We start from the raw sequence: 23666 nt of genomic DNA on the forward strand, positions 1-23666 counted from the left end.
GTCTATGACAAACACCGAAAATGACACGCCCGTCGAGGACGGCGCGACCGAAGATACCGAAGCTGCAGAAGCCGTCGCGGCCGAACCGCAGGACGAAGCGGCGGACGCTGCCGAACAGATTGCCGCGCTGCAGCAGGACCTGCTCTATGCGCGCGCCGAGACGCAGAATGTCACGCGCCGCAAGGACAAGGAAATCGCCGACGCGCACGCCTATGCCGCGACCAAATTCGCGCGCGACATATTGTCGGTCGCCGACAATCTGGGCCGTGCGCTCGCCTCGCTGGGCGAGGAGCAACGCGCGAACGAGGCGATCAAGCCGCTCGTCACCGGGCTCGAGGCGACCGAGCGCGAGCTGATGAGCGTGTTCGAACGCCACGGCATCACGCGCATCGCCGCGATCGGCCTGCCGCTCGACCCCAACCAGCATCAGGCGATGCTCGAAATTCCGAGCGACAAGGAGCCCGGCACGATCGTGCAGGAAATGCAGGCGGGATATATGATGAAAGACCGCCTGCTGCGCCCCGCGATGGTCGGGGTCGCCAAGAAGCCGGATTGATGACCTACCCCCTCTCCCCTTGTGGGAGAGGGTGCTACGCCGCCTTGCGCAGCTTCGCGAGCTTCTTCAGCACCATCTCGCGCTTCAGCCGCGACAGATGGTCGATGAACAGGATGCCCTCCAGATGGTCATGCTCGTGCTGGATGCATGTCGCCATCAGGCCGGTCATGCGCTCCTTGTGGTGCTTGCCCTCGACATCCTGCCAGTCGACGGTGACCTCGGCGGGGCGCGTCACCTCGGCATATTGTTCGGGGACCGACAGGCAGCCTTCCTGATAGACGCTATGCTCCTCCGAAAAGTCGGAGAAGACGGGGTTGATGAACACGCGCGGGTGGCGGATCACCTTCTTGCCCTCTTCGTCCTCGGGATCGGCTTCCTGCAGGTCGATAACCAGGATGCGTTTCGCCATCCCGACCTGGATCGCCGCCAGCCCGATACCGGGCGCGTCGTACATCGTCTCGAACATGTCGGCGACAAGCTGCTTCAGCTCGGCATCGAACGTCTCGACGGGCTTCGAAATGACGCGCAGCCGGGGGTCCGGCGTCTCGATGATGGGTAGGATGGCCATGGGGGCTCAGGTATGGTCGAGGGGGCGTTTGGTCAAGGGGGCGCGCAACAGGTCCGTGACCGCAACACCGTCATTGCGAGCACAGCGAAGCAATCTCCGGCGACCGGCCTCACGCAGCGACGATAGCTGGGGATTGCCGCGTCGCTACGCTCATCGCAATGACGAATGCGAATGCGGTATCACCCCACCGGCCGCCGCGCCCTGAGCGCCTGCGCCAGCGTCCCCTCATCGAGATAATCCAGCTCGCCGCCCACCGGCAGACCGTGCGCGAGCTGCGTCAGCCGCACCGGATAGCCCTCCAGCCGCTCGGCGAGATAATGCGCGGTCGTCTGCCCCTCCAGCGTCGCGTTCATTGCGAGCACGACCTCGTCGATGCCGCCCGCCGCGACGCGCGCGACGAGGGCGTCGATGCTGAGATCCTGCGGTCGCACCCCCTCCAGCGCCGAGAGCCGCCCGCCGAGCACATGATATTTTCCGGGAAACAGCCGCGACTTGTCGAGCGCCCACAGGTCCGACACCTCCTCGACGACACACAGGCTGCGCGCGTCACGGCGCGGGTCGGCGCAGATCGCGCACGGGTCCTGCGTGTCGACATTGCCGCAAATGCCGCAGGTGACGAGCCGCTCGGCCACCGTCTGCAGCGCCGCGAGCAAGGGCACAAACGCGCTCTCGCGCTTTTTCATCAGGTGCAGCACCGCCCGCCGCGCCGACCGCGGGCCGAGGCCGGGGAGCCGGGCGAGTTGCTGGACGAGCGCTTCGATTTCGGTGGACGCCATGCGGCGGTGGTAGTGGCTGCGGGCGCCACCCGCAATATCCCCAATCCCACCTCCTTCGTCACCCCGGGCTTGACCCGGGGTCCCGCTGTCGGCCGCTCAATTTAAAGCGGGACCCCGGGTCAAGCCCGGGGTGACAATTCAAGGAACCCATCGCCCTTGCACTCCCCCCCATCCTCCGCCAAAGCCCGCACCCATGCGTATCGCCTTCATGGGAACGCCGCCCTTTGCGGTGCCGACGCTCGCTGCGCTTCACGCGGCGGGGCATGATATTGCGGCGGTCTATACCCAGCCGCCGCGCCCCGCGCAGCGCGGCAAGAAGCTGCAGCAAAGCGCGGTCCACAATTGGGCCGAAGCGCACGGCCTGTCGGTGCGCACGCCCAAGAGCCTGAAGGATGCGACGGCGCAGGCCGAATTCGCCGCGCTGAACCTCGATGCCGCGGTGGTCGCGGCCTATGGCCTGATCCTGCCGCAAGCGATCCTCGACGCGCCGCGCCACGGCTGCCTCAACGTCCACGGTTCGGTCCTGCCGCGCTGGCGCGGCGCGGCGCCGGTGCAGCGCACGATCCTTGCGGGCGATGCCGAAACGGGCGTCACGATCATGCAGATGGACGCAGGGCTCGACACCGGCGGCATGCGGCTGATCGGGCGGACGCCGGTCGATGGCAAGAGTGCGGGCGACCTCACCGACGAACTTGCCGACATGGGCGCGGCGCTGATGGTGCAGGCGCTCGGCAAGCTTACCGCCTATCCGCCCGAACCGCAGCCCGATGCGGGCGCGACGTACGCGGCCAAGATCGACAAGAGCGAGGCGCGGCTCGATTTCCTGACGAGCGCAGTGCAGGTCGAACGCCAGATTCGTGCCTTCAACCCGATGCCGGGCGCCTTTTTCGAACTCGACGGCGAGCGGTTCAAGATATTGGCGGCCGAGGTCGTGCATCCTGCCGACACGGTCGTCGGGGCCGCGCCGGGGGTGGCGCTCGACGATGCGCTCACCATCGCCTGCAACCCCGGCGCGATCCGCGCGACCCGCATCCAGCGCGCGGGCAAGCCCGCGATGGACGCGACGGAGCTGCTGCGCGGGCGGGCGATCGCCAAGGGAACACGGCTCGCATGACCATGTTCCTCCCCCCTCGTCACCCCGGACTTTATCCGGGGTCCAGTCGCACGACGGTGGAAAAATGGCCCCCGGATCGAGTCCGGGGCGACGGCAATGGGCAATGGAAACGCCCATGACCCGCTTCGCCCTCACCATCGAATTCGACGGCCGCCCCTTCATGGGCTGGCAGCGCCAGTCGCACGGTCCCAGCGTCCAGCAGGCGATCGAGGAAGCGGTGACGCGCATCACCGGCGAGGAGGCCGCGGTGCATGGCGCGGGGCGCACCGACGCGGGGGTCCATGCGATCGCGATGCGCGCGCATGTCGACATCGACAAACCGCTCACGCCCTTCCGGCTGATGGAGGCGCTCAACGCGCAGCTTCGCCCTGCTCCCGTCGCGATCCTCGCGTGCGAGGAAGTGGCCGACGACTGGCACGCGCGATTCTCGTGCATCGGGCGCGCCTATGAATATCGCATCGTCAATCGCCGCGCGCCGCTGACGTGGGACAAGGGACTGTCGTGGCAGTTCGCCAAACCGCTGGATGCCGAGGCGATGCACGGCGCGGCACAAGCGCTCGTCGGACGCCATGATTTCACGACCTTTCGCTCGGTGCATTGCCAGGCCGAAAGCCCGGTCAAGACGCTCGACCGGATCAACGTCAGTCGCCACGGTGACGAGATCATCATCGAGACGGCGGCGCGCAGCTTTCTCCACCACCAGGTGCGCTCGATGGTCGGTTGCCTGTCAATGGTCGGCGAAGGCAAATGGTCGGCGCGCGATTTGAAGGCTGCGCTCGATGCCGCGGACCGCAGCGCGCTCGGCCTGAACGCACCGCCTGACGGGCTCTATTTCGTCGAGGCGCGCTATCCATAACAGCCGCGCTTCGTCACCCCGGACTTGATCCGGGGTTCATGACGGCAACGCCGCGGTGATGCCGGATCAAGCCTGTCCTGAGCATGTCGAAGGGTCCGGCATGCCGAAAGAATATCACGGGCGACGAAAAAGGGCGGCCCCGCAGGACCGCCCTTTTGTTGTGGCTATGCGCCCGGCTTACGCCTTTTCGGCGTAATAAAGCGGCGCATGTTCGTTCAGAATCTGCAGGATCTTCGCCTGCGCGGTCTTTTCGTCGCTTTCCTCCATCGCGGCGAGTTCGCGCGCGAGGCGGCTCGACGCCGCTTCGAAGATCTGGCGCTCCGAATAGCTCTGTTCGGGCTGGTCATCGGCGCGGAACAGGTCGCGCGTCACTTCGGCGATCGACACGAGGTCGCCCGAGTTGATCTTCGCTTCATATTCCTGCGCGCGGCGCGACCACATGGTGCGCTTGACCTTCGGTTTGGTCGTCAGAACCTGCAAAGCTTCCTTCAGCGTCTTGTCCGACGACAATTTGCGCATGCCCACGCCCTCGGCCTTGTTGGTCGGGACGCGCAGCGTCATTTTTTCCTTTTCAAAGCGAAGGACATACAGCTCGAGCTGCATGCCGGCGATTTCCGACTTCTGCAGTTCGATGACGCGCCCCACGCCATGCTTCGGATAAACGACATAGTCCCCAACTTCGAACAAAAGCGTGCTCGCGGACATTCAGCTTCCTTTCTTTGGCCTCGCCGGACGGAAGAGCGCGTACAAACCGATGCCTCCGGCCCTTGTTGAAGGGGGATTGGACATGCGGGCGGCGCTAGCCTGTCAAACTGGCAAGGGATTCAGCTCCATCGGGAGCGCCGACCATGCCCGACCCGGCGAGGGGAAGAGGCAGAATGTCGGCGCGTTGATATTTATTATAACAGATTCGCAACAAAATTGCCACCCCCGCACGGAAATCTGCGGCAAGGCGCCTTGACGCCCGTGTGGACGCGTTTCACGTTGCAACGAAACAACAGATGGGGATGCTGGCATGCACGATCAAGTGTGGTGGGTGACGGGCGCGTCGTCGGGAATCGGGGCAGCACTCGCCAGGGCGCTGTCGATTCGCGGGGCGCGGCTGATCCTGTCGGGGCGCAATGTCGCGGCACTCGAAGCGGTTGCCGCCGAATGCGAAACGGCGACGATGATCCTTCCTTTCGAGGCGACCGACTATGCCGCGCTGCCGCAGCTTGCCGCGCGGGCGTGGGATTGGTGCGGGCGCATCGACGGCCTTGTCAACAACGCCGGCATTTCGCAGCGCAGCCTTGCGGTCGATACCGACTTTGCCGTCTATGAACAGATTGTCGCGGTCGATTTGCTCGCCCCGATCGCGCTGACGCAGCAGCTGTTGCCGCGCATGATCGCGGCGGGCGGCGGGCGGATCGTCGCCATCTCCAGCGTCGCGGGCATGGCGGGCGTGCCGCTGCGCAGCGCCTATTGCGCGGCAAAGCATGGGTTGATCGGCTATCATGACGCGGTGCGTGCCGAGAATGAACATCTGGGCCTGAACGTGCTCGTCGTTGCTCCGGGTTCGGTGCGAACGAACGTCAGCCGCAACGCACTCACCGCCCACGGCAGCGTGCGCGGGACGAGCGACAAGGCGATCGACAATGGCCTCCCGCCCGAAGAGGCCGCGCGGCAGATATTGACCGCGCTCGACGAGGGCAAGCGCGAGATCGTCGTTGCCGAAGGGATGGAAGCCGCCATCCCCGCCCTTCGCCGCAGCGACCCCGACGCGCTGTTCGACCGGATGAGCGCGATGGTGCAGGCAGGCTATGCGCAACAAATGGAAGCGACCGAGTCGTAAGGGCGGGTTAAGGTCAAAGCCTGACTTTCAATTCGCCGTAATCTCCGCTCTTCCCGCAACAAAAAACCCCGCCGGATCGCTCCGGCGGGGTTCTTCGTCACCAGCAAGGGGCAACGCAGCTTACGCCGCGCCGTGCGCCAGTGCCGCGAGGAGCAGGATCGCCACGATGTTGGTGATCTTGATCATCGGGTTCACCGCCGGACCCGCGGTATCCTTGTAGGGATCGCCGACGGTGTCACCGGTCACGGCCGCCTTGTGGGCTTCGCTGCCCTTGCCGCCGTGGTTGCCGTCTTCGATATATTTCTTGGCATTGTCCCAAGCGCCGCCGCCCGAGGTCATCGAGATTGCGACGAACAGCCCGCCGACGATCACGCCGAGAAGCAACGCGCCGAGCGCCTCGAGCGCCGCAGCCGTACCCGCCACCCACTGGATGACGAAATAGACCACAATCGGCGCAAGTACCGGCAACAGCGAAGGAATGATCATTTCCTTGATCGCCGCCTTGGTGACGAGATCGACGGTGCGGGCATAATCGGGGCGGCTGGTGCCGTCCATAATGCCCTTGTTGTTCGCGAACTGGTCGCGGACGTCCTTCACCACATCGCCCGCCGCGCGGCCGACCGCGGTCATGCCCATAGCCCCGAACAGATAGGGCAAGAGCGCGCCGAGCAGCAGTCCGACGATGACATAGGGCGACGACAGCGAGAAAGTCAGCGGCGCTTCGAGTCCGAGCGCAACCGAATATTCGGTGATGTCGGCGGTATAGGTTCCGAACAGCACCAGCGCGGCCAGGCCCGCCGAACCGATCGCATAGCCCTTGGTCACCGCCTTGGTCGTGTTGCCGACGGCGTCGAGCAGATCGGTCTTTTCCCGGACCGAATCATCGAGACCTGCCATTTCGGCGATGCCGCCGGCATTGTCGGTGACGGGGCCATAGGCGTCGAGAGCAACGACCATGCCCGCGAGCGCGAGCATCGCGGTGGCCGCAAAAGCGATGCCCACAATACCTGCCGTCTGGAAGGCGACAACGATCCCGACGCAGATAACCAGCGTCGGCAGCGCGGTCGATTCAAGGCTGATCGCCAGCCCCTGAATAACGTTCGTGCCGTGGCCCGTTTCCGATGCCTTGGCGATCGAGCGCACGGGACGATAATTTGTGCCGGTATAATATTCGGTGATCCAGATGATCAGCCCCGTGATGACGAGACCAAGCAGCGAACAGAAGAAAAGGTCGCTGCCGTTGAACGTCGTGCCGGTAATGTCGGTGGCCATGTCGCCGGCCAGCGCATAGCTGGTCGAGAACCAGATCGCCGGGATCGACAGCACCGCGGTGACAAGGAAGCCCTTGTACATCGCGCCCATCACGTTGGTCCCGTTGCCGAGACGGACGAAATAGGTGCCGATGATCGAGGTGATGATGCACACGCCGCCGATCAGCAGCGGCAACGTCATCAATGGCATCAACATATCGCCCGCACCCTTGAGCAACAAGGCGATCAGCACCATCGTCGCACCGACGGTGACGACATAGGTTTCGAAAAGGTCGGCGGCCATACCCGCGCAGTCGCCGACATTGTCGCCCACGTTATCGGCGATCACCGCTGGGTTGCGCGGATCGTCCTCGGGGATACCAGCTTCGACCTTGCCGACGAGGTCGGCGCCGACGTCCGCGGCTTTGGTGAAGATGCCGCCACCCAGACGCGCGAAGATCGAGATGAGCGAAGCGCCGAACGCCAGCGCGACGAGCGCGTCGACGACGGTGCGATCATCGCCGCCAACGGTGAAGCCGCCGGGGCCGGTCAAATACCAGAAGAAGACCGAGATCGCGAGCAACGCAAGCCCCGCGACCAGCATACCGGTGATCGCGCCGGCGCGGAACGCCATGGTCAGCCCCGCCTGAAGGCCGGTCTGTGCCGCCGCCGCCGTGCGGACGTTGGCCTTGACCGAGATGTTCATGCCGACAAATCCCGCAACGCCCGACAGGACAGCGCCAATGACGAAACCCGTCGCTGAAATCGCGCCGAGAAACAGCCCGACGATGATCGCGACGACAACGCCGACGACAGCGATGGTGCGATATTGACGGCCCAGATACGCCTTGGCGCCTTCCTGAATGGCGCCGGCGATTTCCTGCATCTTTTCGTTACCGGCCGAGGCGCTGAGCACCTGCCGGGACGTGACAAAGCCATAGAGCACGGCCAATAGGCCGCACGCTATCGCGATCAAAACCGGATTCATGCGTGACTGTTCCTTCCCCATTGAGAAGGGCGAACGCAAGGATAGCAGTCGAGCCCGTCCGACTTATTGATGCCGGTTCGCTCTCTCCCCTGATGCGACCGCCCCAAATTTGGACGCTGCGTTATGGGAAGAAAGCCCAGTCAGGGCAAGCCCGGTAATTCCTCGAAATTCCCGCCGATTCCGAACTAGTGCGCGAAACCGAGACGGTCGGGCAGCGCGATGCGCCGCGCACGATGGGTCAGTGTGATTCCTTCGCCGACGCCGGCATGTCCCACCACGGTCACCGCGACCCCCAGCCCCGCGGCAATCTTGCGGATCGCCGCATCGGCCTCCGGCGCAGCGGCGAAGAAGAGTTGATAGTCGTCGCCCGCCGTCGCCGCCGCAAGCCGCGTATCGAGAACATCGGGCCGCACCGACAACAGCCCCTGCGACAGCGGAATATTTTCCAGCATCAGCGCGATCGCGCACCCACTCGCCTCGGCCATCCGCTCGGCGTCGATGAGCAGCCCGTCGGACAGGTCCATCATCGCATGAACATGCGGCGCCACCGCGAGACCGAAGGTGAGTTGCGGCTGCGGGCAAGCATAGGCAGCAAGGCACGCGTCGGCGGGGTCGACCTGCCCCAGCCGCATCGCCAGCCCGACACCCGCATCACCGATCGTCCCGGTGACCCACAGCCGGTCGCCGGGGCGCACACCGCTGCGCGACGGCGCGCCGCCCGTCGGCGCGCGTCCGATCGCGGTCAGCCCCAGGCTCCGTGGCGCGCCCGCCGGAGCGCGCACCGTGTCGCCGCCGATCAGGATGATGCCGAAATGGCGCAGCGCCTTGCCCAGCCCTTCGACGAAAGCCGCATCCCATTCGCTGTCGCCAAGGCTGTATCCGACAAGCACCCCAACCGGCGCCGCTCCCTTGGCGGCGAGATCGGACAGGTTCACCGCGACGAGCTTCCACGCAACATCCTGCGGCACATCGTCGGGCAGGAAATGCACGCCCTCGACGATCATGTCGTGCGTGAGCACCAGCCCTTCCCATACCGCCGCATCGTCGGTGAGCCCACGCGCGGCAGGGTCGGTCGCGATGCCGCGCAGACGCGCGATGAAATCGGGTTCGTTCATCCTACCCTCTTGCCAATCCCGGGCATCTATCGTCGGCTCGGGGCGAGCGAAGACGTCCGTCGAAACTGCGCAAGACCGAGGGGCATCTCGACTACGCTCGATGCGAACGGACAGCTTATGCGGTGGTTCCCCGCACGTCCTTGCCGATCGCGTCGAGCAGGCCGTTGGCAAAGCCCGCTTCGCGCCCGTCGAAGAACGCCTTGGCGACATCGACATATTCGCTGACCACCGCACCCACCGGCACGTCACCGCGCGCGACCAGTTCATAGGCGCCGGCGCGCAATATCGCCTTCATCGTCCGGTCGAGCCGGTCCATCGTCCAGCCGCTCGCCAGCCGCGCCGTGATCGCGGCATCGACCTCGGTCATGCGCGCGAGTGCGCCTTTCACAATGTCGTCGAAGAAGGGAACGTCAGCCTCGGCATATTCGGCATCCTCGATGATCGCGCCGATACGGTGCTGGTGAAATTCGTGGACAAGCTGCGCGACCGGCGTGCCCTCCATCTCGTGCTGATAGAGCGCCTGGACAGCAGCAAGCCGGGCAGCGGAGCGGGATTGGGCGCGTTTGTTCATGGTTTTTCGCTTTATCTCAAATCGTCATTCCAGCGAAGGCCCGGATCTCGCCGGCGCGACATTTCGCAATGATGAGATTCCGTCCTTCGCCGGAACGACAAATATTGGGGTTCAATGGTTGGTCTTGTTCAATCTGTTCCGAACACTAAGCGCGTGCGCGGGCAGCCCTTCTGCCTCGGCGAGCGCGACCGCCGCCGGTCCGATAGCGACGAGACTTTCGTCGTCGAGTGCAAGGAAGCTTGTGCGCTTCATGAAGTCGGTGACTGAAAGCCCGCTCGAAAAGCGTGCGCGGCGTCCGGTGGGAAGGACATGGTTCGGGCCGGCGACATAGTCGCCGATCGCCTCGGGCGTCTGGCGACCGAGGAAGACCGATCCCGCGTGCCGGACTTGTGCGAACAGCGCCTCGGCCTCGGCCGGATCGACCGCGAGTTCGAGATGTTCGGGCGCGAGCCGGTCGCACAGCGGGATCGCAGCACCAAGCGTCGGCACGACGATCACTGCGCCATTGTCGGCCCAGCTCGCCTGCATCGTCGCCGCGGTCAACAGCGTCGGGATGACGTCTGCCACCGCCGCGGCCACGGCATCGGCGAATTCCGCGTCATCGGTGAACAGGATCGACTGGCTCGTCGGGTCGTGCTCCGACTGGCTCATCAGGTCAGCAGCGATGACATGCGGGTCGTTCCGGGAATCGGCGACGACGACGATCTCGCTCGGCCCCGCGACCATGTCGATGCCGACGACACCGTAAAGCTGGCGCTTCGCCTCGGCGACCCAGGCGTTACCCGGACCCGTGACGACATCGACCGGCGCGATACGCTCGGTACCATAGGCGAGCGCGGCGACCGCGTGTGCGCCGCCAACGCGCCAGATTTCGTCGACCCCGCCGATATGCGCGGCGGCCATCACGACCGGGTTGGCCCAGCCATCGGGTGTCGGCGTCACCATCACGATGCGCTCTACCCCCGCGACCTTCGCCGGAATGACGTTCATCAGCACCGAAGAAGGGTATGCGGCGCGCCCTCCCGGGACATAGACCCCTGCGGCATCGACCCCACGCCAGCGCGCACCGAGCCGCGCGCCCACCGCGTCGCGATAGTCGCGGTCCTCGGGCAATTGCGCGGCATGATAGGCACGAATACGCTCCGCCGCGAGGTCGAGCGCCACGCGCAGCTCGGGCGCCAGCGCCTCATAGGCCGCGGCGCATTCCTCCTTCGAAATGCTCCAGCCGCTCGCATCGAGATCGAAACGGTCGAAACGCGCGGTATAGTCGGCGAGCGCGGCGTCGCCCTCCGCCTTCACGCGCGCGATGATCGCCGCGACGTCGGCCGACACGTCGGACGCGCTCTCGCGCCGGTCGTGTACCAACGCGTCGAACGCCGCCGCAAAACCGGGATCGGAGGCGTCAAGCCGCCGCATCGCCCTGCCCCGCTGCCGCGCGAAATTTTTCGACCAGTTCCGGCACTTCCGCCGAGCGCAGCTTGAACGCCGCGCGGTTGACGATCAGCCGCGCCGAAACCTCGCTGATGACGACCTGCTCCGCCAGCGCGTTTTCGACGAGCGTGCGCCCCGTCGAAACCAGATCGACGATGTGCGAGGCGAGCCCCAGCTTCGGCGCGATTTCCATCGCGCCGTTCAGTTTGATGCACTCGGCCTGGATGCCCTGCGCCTCGAACCAGCGGCGCGTCGTCGCCGGATATTTGGTCGCAACGCGGATGTGGCTTTCGCCGATCCCCGGCGGCGCACTGCCCTCCGGCCCCGCGAGCGACAGGCGGCAATGGCCGATGCCGAGGTCGACGGGGGCGTAGAGCTCCGAATAGGCGAATTCGTCGACGACGTCCGACCCGACGATGCCAAGCTGCGCCGCGCCATGCGCGACGAAGGTCGCGACGTCGAACGCGCGCACGCGGATCAGCGAAATATGCGGCTGGTTGGTGCCGAACACGAGCGCGCGGCTCTTCTTGTCAAAGAAGTCTGCCGCAGGCTCGATCCCGACGCGCGCGAGCAGCGGCAGCGCCTCGTCGAGGATGCGTCCTTTCGGGATGGCAAAGATGATCGGTTCGGGCATAAGCGAGGCGCACATAAGCGGCAGCGGGAGAAAGGGCAATGAGCGAGCGTATGCAGCCGGTCGAACTCAACGAGGCGGGACCCGCCGCCATCCGCGCCGCCTTTGCCAATCAGGTCGCCTATTGCCGCGCCAACGACGCCCCGATTACCGCGCGCATCGTCGCGGCGCTCGCGACCCTGCTCGACAAGCCCGCAACCGAATTTGCGCGGCGAATCGCGGCGTGGGAGGGCGCCCCGCTCGCCGATGCCCTGCCGCTGCGCGCCGCCGGCGGACTCCACGCGTTGCATCTCGGCGGCGTCGCCCCCGATCTTGCACCCATCTATGCCGATGCCGAGGACATCAACGACGCCGCGATCGTCGGCGCAGTCGTCGCGCATCACGAAGCCAGCCTGCTGCCGTGGCTCGATGGCCCGCCGCAAACGAACGAGGCGGGGCGCTCGTCGAACTTTATCGCCGCGATGCTCTGGCTCGCCGATCAGGGATTGCCGCCGCTGTTCGACTGTATCGAGATCGGGTCGAGCGCGGGGATCAACCTGATGCTCGACCGCTATCATTACGACCTCGGCGGCGTGCAGGTGGGGCCGCATCCGGGCGTCATGGCGTTTACCCCCGAATGGCGCGGTCGCCATCCGCCGCAGCACGGCATCGGTTTTGCCGAGCTGAAGGGTTGCGACGTCGGACCGGTCGATCTCACCGATCCCGAACAGGCGCTGCGGCTCAAGGCCTATATCTGGCCCGAGCATCATGTGCGGTTCGAGCGGATGGAGGCGGCCATCGCCGCAGCCTATCGCGACCAGCCGAATCTCGTCCGCGCCAACGCCGCCGATTTCGTCGAAGCCGAACTCGCGCGCCCGCAAACCGAGGGCCGGACACGCGTGCTGATGCACTCGATCGTCTGGCAATATGTCCCCGCCGACCAGCAAGCGCGTGTTACCGCGGCGATGAAGGCCGCGGCCGCGCGCGCCACTCGCGAGCGGCCGCTCGCATGGATCGCGCTCGAAGCGAACCGTACCGTCCACCACCATGAACTGGTCGTACGCCACTGGCCCGGCGATGGCGAACCCAGGATGCTCGCGCGCGCGCACGCCCATGGCGCGTGGATCGAATGGCTGGTCTAAGGGGGCAGGCGAAGGTCGTGTCGAGGTGGTTCTGAGGGGATAGCCGATTGTCGCTCGCTTCAGAGCTGCGCGTGCAGCCGCGCCAGCATCGCCTGCACCGGCGCCACCGCTGGCGCATCCCATCCCGCTTCGAGCGCCGCGACACGGTCGAACAAGCGCTCGCTTGCCGCGATTATGCGGCGCACGGGTTCGTCGAAACTTTCGCAAAGGGTCCAGTCGGCGGCCACGGGTTCGCCGATCCGCGCAGCACTGTCGTCGGCGCGGGCGCCGAGATCGCCTGCGAGCATCGCGCGGCGGTGGAGCAGCCAGGCGATAACGTGCATCAGCCGCGTCGTGGTCTTGAGCGATTCGCAGGCCAGGTTGATGCGGAGCAGGCTGTCGCCCCGCGACGTGCCAAGGTCACGCTCGGCCGCGAATGTCGCATGCGCTTCGTCGGCGAGCAGCATTGCCTCGACATAGAGATTTTCGACCTGCACGCGGTGCAGCGGCCGTCCTGCTATCGAGTCCGAGGTAGGTCCACCGGTCATGCGCATCCGATGCCACGAGGCGACCGCGGGGGGCAATGGCGGTAACCAATTTTGTCGGTTAACGCGTCGACACGATATTGCTCGCGCCTTTCGCGCTCAGGCGATGATGTCGGGGAGCAGCTGGTCCTCGCACCACGCTATTTCGTCGCGCAGCTTGAGCTTGCGCTTTTTCATCCGAGCGATCTGGAGTTGATCGGGGACCGCCCCTTCCGACAGCGCGAAAATCGCGGCGTCGAGGTCGCGGTGCTCGATCTTGAGCAATTCGAGGCGCTGGACAATCTCTTCGGGATTCACTCGATCTTCCTGCCAGAATCGCGGTCCGTCCGCAACGGGCACCGACTGACCGAATCGTCACGACATCGGGCGCAATTCATGATTTACTCAGCCGTGCCTACCCGAGTCGAAAAGGAGAATGGCCAATGAGCGAGTCGCACCTTTCCGCCCTGAAGTCCCGCCACGCGGACCTCGACGCGAAAATTGCGAATGAAGAGCGCCGACCTTGCCCCGATGCGGCCATGCTGGCGCAGCTGAAAAAGCAGAAACTCAAGATAAAGGAAGAGATGCTCGCCAGCGTTTAGCGCGAGCAACGCTGCCGTCGGCTGACGGGCTTTGTTCCGAAGCCCTTCAGCGCCGACGGTGGCTTCATCTGCGACGGTGAAAGGGTCCCCGGTTCAGCACCGAAATATGCGCCGGCACTTCCGGTGTCCGCGCAATCTGGCGGCGCACCGCCTGCGGGTTGACCTGATATTCAAAGGCGATGCCGAACTTGCCGTCGCCGACCCAAACAATGTGCCCCGGCACCGCGCCGATGTTGCGCAGATCGACCTCGACCGTCGTGCCTTGTGCAATGCGTAATGGCGCTTCGGCGAGCATCCCGCCGGCGGAGAGGTTTCGCACGCGCACCGTTGCAGTCTTGGTTTGCCCGGGCAGAATCAGTTCGGCCTGCATGAACAGGCTGTCACGATCGGCGCCGCGCGACAGCGCCGCCACTTCTTCGTCCAAAGTTTGCGGCACCCGCGATTCCATCTGCGCCCGACCCTCTTTTGTTGTGGGGCGCGAATTTAAGTCGCGGCTGTTTCCGAAAGGTTAAACCGGGGAGCTTGTGTCCCGTCGCGGGTCAATCCTCGCGCGAAATCCGTTCGTTGCGCTCGTGCCGCTCCTGCGCCTCAAGCGTCATCGTCGCGATCGGACGCGCCTGAAGCCGCGCGAGCGAAATCGGTTCGCCGGTGACGGCGCAATAGCCATATTCGCCTTCGTCGATGCGACGGATCGCCGAGTCGATCTTGGCGATCAGCTTGCGCTGGCGATCGCGGGTCCTGAGTTCGATCGCCCAATCGGTTTCGCTCGACGCGCGGTCGGCGAGGTCGGGTTCGCGCAGCGGCCCGTCCTGCAGATGCGCGAGCGTCGATTCGGCTTCGGAGAGAATCGACTTTTTCCAGGCGATAAGCAGGCCGCGGAAATATTCCTGCTGCCGCTCGTTCATGAACTCTTCGTCTTCGCTCGGCGTATAATCAGAGTCGAGTTTGGATTTGGCTACTAGAAGCGCATCGGCGCCAACATCGGCAATCTTGGTCGGCATGGTGGGCTTCCAAGTCCTTTCCTGTCGCCTTGCCGCCGAGCTTGGCGAACCAAGGTTGCGCCGCGCCTATAACCACCCGCCCGATGCGATACAAGCGCCGAAAAAATGAAGTAGGGAGAAAGGGGTGAAGCAAAGCTGAACCAGCCGAAGACTCCGACGTCGCTACGCAGGCCGGACATTCCGGCGCGCTTAATATTTTCGCGATTTTGTTAACACGACCCTTGTTAACAGTGCGTTTTTCGTACTGTTTTGGGACAGTTGAGGTTGCCGGGGTTGATTCTGCGTCCGAATTCCCGCTGTCGAACACCTAAATGCGGTTAACGCGATTGCCGTATCAACAAAGCGTTGGCCAATTGGCGCTAGCGACAAACTATCGGGGTCTGCCGGCAGTGCCAGCGACCCGCCAACGGGAAAGAAAGTCACGCCTATGTCAGTCCGTATGGCCCTCGCCAAGCTTTGCGCCTGCACCTGCGGCGGTGCCATTATCGGCGGCGGTGCGATGCAGATTTCGGATGTGCCGTCGGCGCAGGCCCAGGCGCAATCCTGCTGCACGACGAAAAAGGTCGTCCGCAAGCGCCACGCCGCGCGTAAGCCGGTCAAGCGTGTGCGCCGCGTCGTCACGACCAAGCGCGTGATTCGCACCGAGACGCCGCAGACGCGCGTCGTGACGCAGACGGTTCCGCTACCCCCGATTCCCTATGCGCCCTTCCCGCCGCGCGGCAGCTGGGAAGGCGGCGGCAGCAGCGGCAGCGGCCTGACCGTCATCGGCGGCGGGTTCGGCGGCGGGTTCGGCGGCGGTTTCTTCGGCGGATTCTTCGGCGGCAGCTCGGGTGGCAGCAGCGGCAGCATTGTCGTGACGTCGACGACGACCGGCGGCCTCAGCACGACGAGCAGCAGCACCTCGGGCGGCGTTTCGACATCGACGGGCGGCGTCAGCACGACCTCGTCCACGGGCGGCGTATCGACGTCGACGGGGGGCGTCAGCACAACCTCGTCGACCGGCGGGGTCAGCACGACCACCTCCACCGGCGGCGTGTCGACCTCGACGGGCGGCGTCAGCACGTCGAGCGGGGTTTCCACCTCGACCGGAAGCGTGTCGACTTCGACCGGCGGCGTGAGCACGTCGACTGGTAGCGTCAGCACCTCGACCGGCGGCGTGAGCACCTCTTCGTCCAGCAGCAGTTCGTCGTCGAGTTCTTCGTCTTCGTCCTCCTCGTCGTCGAGTTCCTCCTCGTCGGGCGGCAGTTCGTCGAAGGGCGGGTCGTCGCACGGCAGTTCGAGCTGGGGCGGATCGTCGCGCGGTGGTTCGACAAGCTCGGGTGGGTCGAGCAGTTCCTCCTCATCAAGCTCCTCTTCCTCGTCGGGCAGTTCATCGACGAGCAGCGGTGCAACGTCATCGGGCGCGACGAGCAGCACCAGCAGCTTCGGCTCGAGCAGCAGCACCAGTTCTTCGTCATCGAGCAGTTCCTCATCGTCGAGTTCGTCGTCCTCTTCGAGCTCCGGCGGCAGCAGCGGCAATCCGCCGCCGACCCCTGTTCCGGCACCGCCGATGATGCTATTATTCGGCGCAGCAGCAGCCGCGCTCGTTGCTCGCCGCCACGTCGCGAATCGCGAAGGGCGGAAGTCGGACGCAGCCTGACGAAATCCACTGGGGGTGTGGGGGGGAAACCCAGACCACCGGACTGGGGCCATCGCTTGCGGTGGCCCCTTTTTCTTCGGCCAGGATTGCCGCGGTGCGTGGCTCGCGATAGGCAGCAACGCGCACCGTCGGGAGGAATTTCATGCCCAGATCGCTTGGCGTCGCTTCGCCTACCCTGCTCCTCCTGCTCGCCGCCTGCGCGACGACCGAGAGCGGCTGGACCGGCACGGGCGCCGAACCGTTCGATCAGGCCTATGCCGACTGTCAAGGCCGGACCTCCGCGCTTGGCGGGCGTGAGGAACGGCGGTTCGCGATCGACACCTGCATGGCGAACAAGGGCTGGACGCGGCCCAAGCGCTGAACGACACACGGGGTTGCGCGGCGCGCGCGGCAACGCCATAGCGCGGCCATGCACGATATCCGCCTGATCCGGGACAATCCCGCCGCATTTGACGCTGGCCTCGCGCGCCGCGGCGTCGCGCCGCATTCGGCCGAAATCCTCACGCTCGACGCCGAGCTGCGCGCGCTCCAGACCGACATGCAGGCTGCTCTCGCGCGCCGCAATGAAGCGTCGAAGGCGATCGGGCAGGCGATGGCCAAGGGCGAAAAGGAGACGGCCGAGGCGCTCAAGGCCGAAGTTGCCGCGCTCAAGGAATCGCTGCCCGCGCAGGAACAGGCCGAACGCGAACGGATGGCCGCGCTTCAGGAACTGATGGCGGCACTCCCCAATCTTCCCGCCGACGACGTGCCGGAGGGGGCGGATGAGGATGGCAATGTCGAGATCGCACGCTGGGGCACACCACGCAGTTTCGACTTCACGCCGCAGGAACATGCCGACTTCGCTCCGGCACTCGGGCTCGATTTCGAGACGGCGGCAAAGATGTCGGGCGCGCGCTTCGCCTTCCTCAAAGGACCGATGGCGCGGCTCGAACGCGCGCTCGGCCAGTTCATGCTCGACATGCAGACGGGCGAACCGGGCTATAGCGAATGCGCGACCCCGCTGATGGTCCGCGACGAAGCGGCGTTCGGCACCACGCAGTTGCCGAAGTTTCGCGAAGACCTGTTCCAGACGACCGACGGCCGCTGGCTCATATCGACCTCCGAGATGAGCCTCACCAATGCGGTGCGCGAGGAAATATTGAGCGAGGCCGACCTGCCGATCCGCATGACCGCGCTGACGCCCTGCTTCCGCTCCGAAGCGGGATCGGCGGGACGCGACACGCGCGGCTATATTCGCCAGCACCAGTTCTGGAAGGTCGAACTCGTCTCGATCACCCGTCCCGAGGATTCGGACGCCGAACTCGAACGCAAGACGCGCGCCGCGGAAAGCATCCTAGAGGCGCTTGAGCTTCCCTATCGCAAGATGCTGCTGTGCGCGGGCGACATGGGCTTTGCCGCGCGCAAGACCTATGACCTAGAGGTCTGGCTCCCCGGCCAGGGCGCATACCGCGAAATTTCGAGCTGTTCGAACTGCGGCGATTTCCAGGCGCGCCGCATGAACACGCGCTTTCGCCGCGAGGGCGTGAAGGGCAATGAGTTCGTCCACACGCTCAACGGCTCGGGCCTCGCGGTGGGGCGCACGCTCGTCGCGATCCTCGAAAATTACCAGCAGGCCGACGGCAGCGTCGATATTCCCGCAGCGCTCCACCCTTATATGGGCGGGATCACGAAACTTACGCCCAACAGTTAAATCATCGTCGCCCCGGACTTGATCCGGGGTCCATTCAGCGGCGATGTCGTGGACCCCGGATCAAGTCCGGGGTGACGAAGAAGTGAAAGAATAAAAATGCGCATCCTCCTCACCAACGACGACGGCTATCACGCCCCCGGCATGGCGGTGCTCGAAACCATCGCGCGCCAGCTGTCCGACGACATCTGGGTCTGCGCGCCGTCAGAGGAACAGTCGGGCGCGGGCCATTCGCTCACTTTGTCGCGCCCCGTGCGTATCCGCCAGCATGCCGAGCGGCGCTGGTCGTGCAGCGGAACGCCGACCGACTCGGTGATGATGGCGATCGGCAAGCTGATGCCCGAACGCCCCGACCTCATCCTGTCGGGCGTCAATCGCGGCGCAAACCTTGGCGACGACATCACCTATTCGGGCACCGTGTCAGCGGCGATCGAGGGGGCGCTTGCGGGCATCCCGGCGATTGCCTTGAGTCAGGTCTATGCACGCGAAGGCATGGGCGACACCGTCCCCTTCGACGCCGCCGAATCCTGGGGCGCCAAGGTGCTCGCGCCGCTGCTCGAAATGACGATGGCGCCGCGCACGCTGATCAATATCAACTTCCCCGCGATCCCCGCAGGCGAGGTGCGCGGCGTCCGCGCGACGCGGCAAGGATTTCACGACTATGGCCGCGGCTCGATCGTCGAAGGCACCGACCCGCGCGGCTATCCCTATTATTGGTTCGGCCTCCACGGCATCGAACATTCGCTCGCGCACGACAGCGATCTGGAAGCCATCGACGACGGTTTCATTTCGGTGACGCCGCTGCAGCTCGACCTGACGCACGACGCGTCGATGGCCGCGCTGCGCAGCGCCTATGAAGCATCGACGGGAAACGCAGTGCCGTCATAGCCGTTGACCGGCCGCGAAAAATGCCGCCAAGATAGCGGCGCATGGCAAAGAAACGCCCCGAACCGCGGCTGCATCGCTTTCAACCGCTACGCCGCGCGAGCAAATGGCCGGTGTGGGCCGACGTCACCGCACGCCTCGGCCTCGCCTTTGCGCTGATCGGCGTCGTCATCCTCGTCCACTGGCTCGATCGCGGCGGGCTGATCGACCATTATGACGGCCATGTCAGCTTTCTCGACGTCGTCTATTTCACGATGATCTCGGTCACGACGACGGGGTTCGGCGACATCGCGCCGATCTCCGACCGCTCGCGGTTGATCGAATCGGTCATCGTCACGCCGATCCGCATCGCGGTGCTCTTCATTTTCGTCGGCACCGCCTATAGCTTCGTCATCAAACGCACATGGGAAAAATGGCGCATGGCCCGCATCCAGGCAGAACTCACCAACCATATCGTCGTCCTCGGTTTCGGCATCAGCGGGTCCGAAGCAGTCAAGGAACTGATCGCGCGCGACACCGACCCGGCGTGCATTGTCGTGATCGACGGCAATCCTGCCCGCATCGCGGCGGCGGAAGATCTGGGCTGCAATGTGCTGGAGGGCGACGCCTCGAACGACGAAACGCTGCTCGACGTGCGCATCGCGAACGCGCAGACCGTGCTCGTGTCGGCGGGACGTGACGACAGTTCGATCCTCATCGTGCTTACCGTTCGCCACCTTGCCCCTGACGTGCCGATCAGTGTCGTCATCCGCGCCAAGGACAATGAACTGCTCGCCCGGCAGGCGGGGGCGAACAATGTGATCAATCCTGTCGCTTTTACCGGGCTATTGCTCGCGGGATCGGCGCAAGGCGTGCACGTCGCCGAATATATGGCCGATCTCGCCTCGGTCACCGGCAAGGTGCAACTGAACGAGCGCGCCGTGCACCCCGAGGAAGTCGGCCGGAGCATCGACCAGCTGGCGACGGGCGGGCGCGGCCTGCGCGTCTATCGCGGCGGCCACCCCTATGGCTTCTGGGAGCCGGAGGCGCAGTCGCTGCAGAGCGGCGACCTCATCGTCGAAGTCATCCGCTGCGATCCCGAATAGGGGGCGACGCGACTAGGGCCATGACCCTAAGGCAGACTGCGCCTGCCAGCCTTACCCCAAAAAGGCGAACACGAGTCCCATCGCGGCGTAGAAGACGGTCCAGTATCCGGCGTCGATCGCGAACAATTTGAACGTCGCGCGGCTGAACAGATAGTTGGTACCGATCGCCGGCACGACGAAGCCGATCGCGACGCCTATCGCGATCATCATCGTCGATCGCATGCTCATCTCGCCGAAATGCGCGAGCAGATGGCCAAGGAAAATGGCCGAAACAATGCTCAGCAGGAAGGTGGTGCCGTAAATCAGCGCCATATTGCCTTCCTTCAACTCCTCTTCGGTAAAGCCGCGCTCCTTCATCCATGCCTTGCCGAACAGCGGGCCGTACCACAGCCCCCCGACGAAAAACCCCGCCGCCGCAGCGACGATGATTGCGATCCAGCTCATATTGGCCATGATTTTTCTCCCCTCGTCCCCCGCCACCATGCGCCCGCGGCGCGCGCGTGACAAGCCGGGGAATTTGGGCTATGGGCGCGCCCGATCATGACAACCAAGACCCTCCCTGCCCAGCCGAAAGTCGGCATGGTGTCGCTCGGCTGCCCCAAGGCGCTCGTCGATAGCGAACGGATTCTGACCAAGCTCCGCGCCGACGGCTATGGCCTCTCGCCCGACTATGCGGGCGCCGACGTGGTGCTCGTCAACACCTGCGGCTTCCTCGATTCGGCGAAGGAGGAAAGCCTCGAGGCGATCGGCGAGGCGATGGCCGAGAACGGCCGCGTCATCGTCACCGGCTGCATGGGCAATGAGGCGGAGGCGATCCGCGCGCGCTTCCCGAACGTGCTCGCCGTCACCGGCGCACATCAATATGAGCAGGTGGTCGATGCCGTCCACGACGCAGCGCCGCCGACGCAAGGACCTTTCGTCGATCTCGTCCCCGAAGGCGGGCTCAAGCTCACGCCGCGCCATTACAGCTATCTCAAGATTTCGGAGGGCTGCAACCACAGCTGCGCCTTCTGCATCATCCCCGACCTGCGCGGCAAACTCGTCAGCCGTCGCATCGACGCGGTGCTGCGCGAGGCCGAAAAGCTCGTTGCGGCGGGCACGAAGGAATTGCTCGTCATCAGCCAGGACACCTCGGCTTATGGCGTCGATATCCGCCATGACCCGCGCCAGTGGCACGGCCGCGAAGTCCGCGCCCACATGACCGACCTCGCGCGCGAACTGGGGCAGCTCCAGACCAGCGAAGGCCGCGCGCCCTGGGTGCGCCTCCACTATGTCTATCCCTATCCGCATGTCGATGCGGTCATCCCGCTGATGGCCGAGGGACTGCTGACGCCCTACCTCGACATCCCCTTCCAGCACGCGAGCCCCAGCGTCCTCAAGCGCATGAAGCGCCCCGCGAACGAAGCGAAGGTGCTCGAACGGCTGAAGAACTGGCGCGCGATCGCCCCCGACATCGCGATCCGATCAAGCTTCGTCGTCGGTTTTCCGGGCGAGACCGAAGAGGATTTCCAATATCTCCTCGACTGGCTCGACGAAGCCCAACTTGACCGCGTCGGCGCCTTCCGCTTCGAACCCGTCGCGGGCGCGCAGGCGAACGCCCTGCCCGATCCGGTGCCCGAAGAGGTGAAGGAAGAGCGCTTCCAGCGCATCATGGCAAAGACTGCCGCGATCAGCGCCGCCAAGCTCGCCGCCAAGGTCGGCCGCACACTGCCTGTGATCATCGACGAGGTCGGCGAGGCGGATGAAGAGGGCAGCTTCGGCGCGACCGGGCGCAGCCAGGCGGACGCGCCCGAAATCGACGGCCATGTCTATCTGCGCGACGTTGCCGAATCGCTGCAGGCGGGCGACATCGTCGATGTGACGGTCGAGGACGCCGACGAACACGACCTGTTCGGGGTCGTCATCGACCGCTGACGAATAGGCACAGCACCCCGATTGATGCTATCGACGGCATGAATCGGGGAGCGAATGACGCACGCGATCAGGACGATGGGCCCGGCGCTGCTGACGATGGCAGTCCTCGCGGGCTGCGATCCGGCCAAGGGCGGCGCGGAACCACCGCCGCGCGCGACCGACATCGCTCCCTCCCCCAGCCAGTTATCGACGATTGCCGTTCCGATCAACGCCGATACGGCGGCGCTCAAACGCGCGCTCGAACGCGCTGTCCCGCGCACCTTGTGGACGATCAATCGGCGCGAACCGCGCTGCGTGCCGCCGCAAGAGGTCAAGGTGCTGGGGCGCCGGATCGACGTGACGCCGCCGATCGCCTGCACGATTGTCGGGCGCGTCACGCGCGGCGCGCTGCGCCTGCGCGGCGAGGGTGACGAGATCGTCGTCGACGTTCCGCTCAACGCGCGGATCAGCGCGCGCGACGTCGGCGGCATCCTGAAGGAGGAAACCGCCAACGGCTCGGCGCTGGCCCACGCCCGCATCCGTGTCGAACTGCTGTCCGACTGGCGAACGCGCGGTACCGCGCGCATCACCTATGGCTGGACCAAAGCGCCCGGCATCGACTTCCTTGGTCATCGCATCACCTTCACCGAAGAGGCCGACGCAAAGCTGAGGCCGGTGGTGCGCAACGTCGAGCGCGAGGTAAACCGCGAAATCGCGAAGATCGACATGCGCACGCAGGCCGCCGACATCTGGCGGCAGAGTTTCACCACCCTGTCGCTCAACCGTGAAAATCCGCCCGTGTGGATGCGCGTCACGCCGAAGCGCATCCTTTACGGCGGCTATCGTATCGACGGTCGGCGCATCCGACTCGACCTCGGCGTAGAGGCCGTCACCGAAACCTTTGTCGCGAAGCGCCCGGCCGACCCCGTACCCGTGCCGCTTCCCGCGCTCGACAACGGCGTTCCCAAGCCGCAGCTCGACATTCGCGTGCCCGTCATCGCCGCTTATGCGCAGCTTCAGCCGGTCGTCGACCGCGCGCTCGCCAAGCGCGCGCAGCGCCCGTTCGATCTGCCGAAACTTGGTCCGATGGACGTCAAATTCGGCAAGTCGACCATCTATGGCGCGCCCGGCGGCCGCATCGCGGTCGGCGTCGATGTCGACGCGCGCCTGCAAATCCGTTCGGGCGACCCGACCCGCGGCCGTATCTGGATGACCGCCGTGCCGGTGACCGAAGCCGGATCGGCAAAGGTGCAGTTCACCGATCTGGTCGTCAACGGCGACAGCGACGGAATCGGCGGCGACCTGTTGATCCTGCTCGGCCGCAACGAGGAATTCGCGCCGCTGATCGCCGAAGCGCTGAGCCAGAATTTCACGCGCGACGTCGCCGAACTCGAAACCAAGATCCGGCGCGCGGTCGACGAACGGCAGGAGGGCGCCTTCGTCATCCGGACGCGCATCGACGGCTTTGAAACGGGCACGATCCGCGCCTATGGCAACGGCCTGTATATGCCGGTGCGGATGACCGGCGGCGCGACGGTCGATTACCGCCCGCGCCGCTGACGA

The 23666-nt window shown here is 65.3% G+C and carries 26 protein-coding genes; 12 read left to right on the plus strand and 14 right to left on the minus strand.

Going from position 1 to position 23666, the window contains the following annotated elements; genetic code table 11:
• Positions 1-4 precede the first annotated feature (4 nt).
• Complete coding sequence (grpE, locus tag JI743_RS05765; RefSeq protein WP_201926783.1) at positions 5-556, plus strand: nucleotide exchange factor GrpE; 552 nt, start codon at positions 5-7, stop codon at positions 554-556.
• Between the two features lie 34 nt (positions 557-590).
• On the opposite strand, the gene def is transcribed toward grpE, so the two are convergent.
• Both def and recR read right to left on the minus strand, forming a co-directional pair.
• Positions 591-1124 carry a peptide deformylase gene (gene def, locus JI743_RS05770; RefSeq protein ID WP_201926785.1) on the minus strand — a complete coding sequence of 178 codons (534 nt, stop codon included), beginning with the start codon at positions 1122-1124 and terminating at the stop codon, positions 591-593.
• Between the two features lie 179 nt (positions 1125-1303).
• Positions 1304-1900, minus strand: coding sequence for a recombination mediator RecR (gene recR / locus JI743_RS05775; RefSeq protein ID WP_201926787.1), 597 nt, complete (start codon positions 1898-1900; stop codon positions 1304-1306).
• A gap of 193 nt (positions 1901-2093) precedes the next feature.
• Between recR and fmt the strand changes: the two genes are divergently transcribed.
• Positions 2094-3014: a methionyl-tRNA formyltransferase gene (fmt, locus tag JI743_RS05780; protein WP_201926789.1), complete on the plus strand. Its 921-nt coding sequence runs from the start codon at positions 2094-2096 to the stop codon at positions 3012-3014.
• A 115-nt stretch (positions 3015-3129) separates the two neighbouring features.
• Entirely contained in the window at positions 3130-3870 is a 741-nt protein-coding gene (gene truA / locus JI743_RS05785; RefSeq protein ID WP_201926791.1) for a tRNA pseudouridine(38-40) synthase TruA, read from the plus strand.
• 177 nt (positions 3871-4047) lie between these two features.
• Here the strand turns inward: truA and JI743_RS05790 are convergent, their stop codons facing one another.
• Entirely contained in the window at positions 4048-4575 is a 528-nt protein-coding gene (locus tag JI743_RS05790) for a CarD family transcriptional regulator (protein ID WP_201926793.1), read from the minus strand.
• Positions 4576-4885: 310 nt separating this feature from the next.
• On the opposite strand from JI743_RS05790, the gene JI743_RS05795 reads away from it, so the two are divergent.
• Positions 4886-5701, plus strand: a complete 816-nt coding sequence (locus JI743_RS05795) for an SDR family NAD(P)-dependent oxidoreductase (protein WP_201926795.1) — start codon at positions 4886-4888, stop codon at positions 5699-5701.
• Positions 5702-5821: 120 nt separating this feature from the next.
• On the opposite strand, the gene JI743_RS05800 is transcribed toward JI743_RS05795, so the two are convergent.
• The 5 genes from JI743_RS05800 to hisG form a co-directional block, all read right to left on the minus strand.
• The gene (locus tag JI743_RS05800; RefSeq protein ID WP_201926796.1) at positions 5822-7939 is read right to left on the minus strand and encodes a sodium-translocating pyrophosphatase; all 2118 of its coding nucleotides are present in this window, start codon (positions 7937-7939) and stop codon (positions 5822-5824) included.
• Positions 7940-8124: 185 nt separating this feature from the next.
• On the minus strand, positions 8125-9054 hold the full coding sequence (thiL, locus tag JI743_RS05805) for a thiamine-phosphate kinase (RefSeq protein WP_201926798.1): 930 nt from the start codon (positions 9052-9054) through the stop codon (positions 8125-8127).
• A gap of 115 nt (positions 9055-9169) precedes the next feature.
• Positions 9170-9625, minus strand: coding sequence for a transcription antitermination factor NusB (nusB, locus tag JI743_RS05810; protein WP_201926800.1), 456 nt, complete (start codon positions 9623-9625; stop codon positions 9170-9172).
• 111 nt (positions 9626-9736) lie between these two features.
• Positions 9737-11041 (minus strand): histidinol dehydrogenase, encoded by a 1305-nt coding sequence (hisD, locus tag JI743_RS05815; protein ID WP_201926801.1) that lies wholly within the window; start codon positions 11039-11041, stop codon positions 9737-9739.
• Positions 11028-11690, minus strand: coding sequence for an ATP phosphoribosyltransferase (gene hisG / locus JI743_RS05820; protein ID WP_201926803.1), 663 nt, complete (start codon positions 11688-11690; stop codon positions 11028-11030). The genes hisD and hisG overlap by 14 nt, the downstream gene beginning before the upstream one ends.
• 38 nt (positions 11691-11728) lie before the next feature.
• On the opposite strand from hisG, the gene JI743_RS05825 reads away from it, so the two are divergent.
• On the plus strand, positions 11729-12808 hold the full coding sequence (locus JI743_RS05825) for a DUF2332 domain-containing protein (protein WP_201926805.1): 1080 nt from the start codon (positions 11729-11731) through the stop codon (positions 12806-12808).
• 59 nt (positions 12809-12867) lie between these two features.
• Here JI743_RS05825 and JI743_RS05830 read toward each other — a convergent pair whose 3' ends face one another.
• Both JI743_RS05830 and JI743_RS05835 read right to left on the minus strand, forming a co-directional pair.
• Positions 12868-13335 (minus strand): DUF1465 family protein, encoded by a 468-nt coding sequence (locus JI743_RS05830; protein WP_227339921.1) that lies wholly within the window; start codon positions 13333-13335, stop codon positions 12868-12870.
• A gap of 96 nt (positions 13336-13431) precedes the next feature.
• A complete protein-coding gene (locus JI743_RS05835) occupies positions 13432-13629 on the minus strand; it encodes a YdcH family protein (protein WP_201926807.1) in 198 nt (65 codons plus the stop codon).
• A gap of 125 nt (positions 13630-13754) precedes the next feature.
• Here JI743_RS05835 and JI743_RS05840 point away from each other — a divergent pair, with 125 nt between their 5' ends.
• A complete protein-coding gene (locus tag JI743_RS05840; protein WP_201926809.1) occupies positions 13755-13913 on the plus strand; it encodes a DUF465 domain-containing protein in 159 nt (52 codons plus the stop codon).
• Between the two features lie 64 nt (positions 13914-13977).
• On the opposite strand, the gene JI743_RS05845 is transcribed toward JI743_RS05840, so the two are convergent.
• The 3 genes from JI743_RS05845 to JI743_RS05855 all read right to left on the minus strand — a co-directional run bounded on the left by JI743_RS05845 (position 13978) and on the right by JI743_RS05855 (position 16432).
• Complete coding sequence (locus JI743_RS05845) at positions 13978-14349, minus strand: PilZ domain-containing protein (protein WP_227339922.1); 372 nt, start codon at positions 14347-14349, stop codon at positions 13978-13980.
• 103 nt (positions 14350-14452) lie between these two features.
• The gene (gene dksA / locus JI743_RS05850; RefSeq protein ID WP_201926813.1) at positions 14453-14914 is read right to left on the minus strand and encodes an RNA polymerase-binding protein DksA; all 462 of its coding nucleotides are present in this window, start codon (positions 14912-14914) and stop codon (positions 14453-14455) included.
• 696 nt (positions 14915-15610) lie between these two features.
• A complete protein-coding gene (locus JI743_RS05855; RefSeq protein ID WP_201926815.1) occupies positions 15611-16432 on the minus strand; it encodes a hypothetical protein in 822 nt (273 codons plus the stop codon).
• A gap of 263 nt (positions 16433-16695) precedes the next feature.
• Between JI743_RS05855 and JI743_RS05860 the strand changes: the two genes are divergently transcribed.
• The 4 genes from JI743_RS05860 to JI743_RS05875 all read left to right on the plus strand — a co-directional run bounded on the left by JI743_RS05860 (position 16696) and on the right by JI743_RS05875 (position 20210).
• Positions 16696-16914: a hypothetical protein gene (locus JI743_RS05860; protein ID WP_201926817.1), complete on the plus strand. Its 219-nt coding sequence runs from the start codon at positions 16696-16698 to the stop codon at positions 16912-16914.
• Between the two features lie 48 nt (positions 16915-16962).
• Positions 16963-18243 (plus strand): serine--tRNA ligase, encoded by a 1281-nt coding sequence (gene serS, locus JI743_RS05865; RefSeq protein ID WP_201926819.1) that lies wholly within the window; start codon positions 16963-16965, stop codon positions 18241-18243.
• Between the two features lie 96 nt (positions 18244-18339).
• On the plus strand, positions 18340-19128 hold the full coding sequence (surE, locus tag JI743_RS05870; RefSeq protein WP_201926821.1) for a 5'/3'-nucleotidase SurE: 789 nt from the start codon (positions 18340-18342) through the stop codon (positions 19126-19128).
• Between the two features lie 41 nt (positions 19129-19169).
• Entirely contained in the window at positions 19170-20210 is a 1041-nt protein-coding gene (locus tag JI743_RS05875) for a potassium channel family protein (protein WP_201926823.1), read from the plus strand.
• Between the two features lie 51 nt (positions 20211-20261).
• Here the strand turns inward: JI743_RS05875 and JI743_RS05880 are convergent, their stop codons facing one another.
• A complete protein-coding gene (locus JI743_RS05880; protein ID WP_201926825.1) occupies positions 20262-20663 on the minus strand; it encodes a DUF1761 domain-containing protein in 402 nt (133 codons plus the stop codon).
• 87 nt (positions 20664-20750) lie between these two features.
• Here JI743_RS05880 and rimO point away from each other — a divergent pair, with 87 nt between their 5' ends.
• Positions 20751-22124 (plus strand): 30S ribosomal protein S12 methylthiotransferase RimO, encoded by a 1374-nt coding sequence (gene rimO, locus JI743_RS05885; protein ID WP_201926827.1) that lies wholly within the window; start codon positions 20751-20753, stop codon positions 22122-22124.
• Between the two features lie 54 nt (positions 22125-22178).
• On the plus strand, positions 22179-23663 hold the full coding sequence (locus JI743_RS05890) for a DUF4403 family protein (RefSeq protein ID WP_201926829.1): 1485 nt from the start codon (positions 22179-22181) through the stop codon (positions 23661-23663).
• Positions 23664-23666: the final 3 nt, after the last annotated feature.

Source organism: Sphingopyxis jiangsuensis (assembly GCF_016734905.1).
Taxonomy (GTDB): Bacteria; Pseudomonadota; Alphaproteobacteria; order Sphingomonadales; family Sphingomonadaceae; genus Sphingopyxis; species Sphingopyxis jiangsuensis.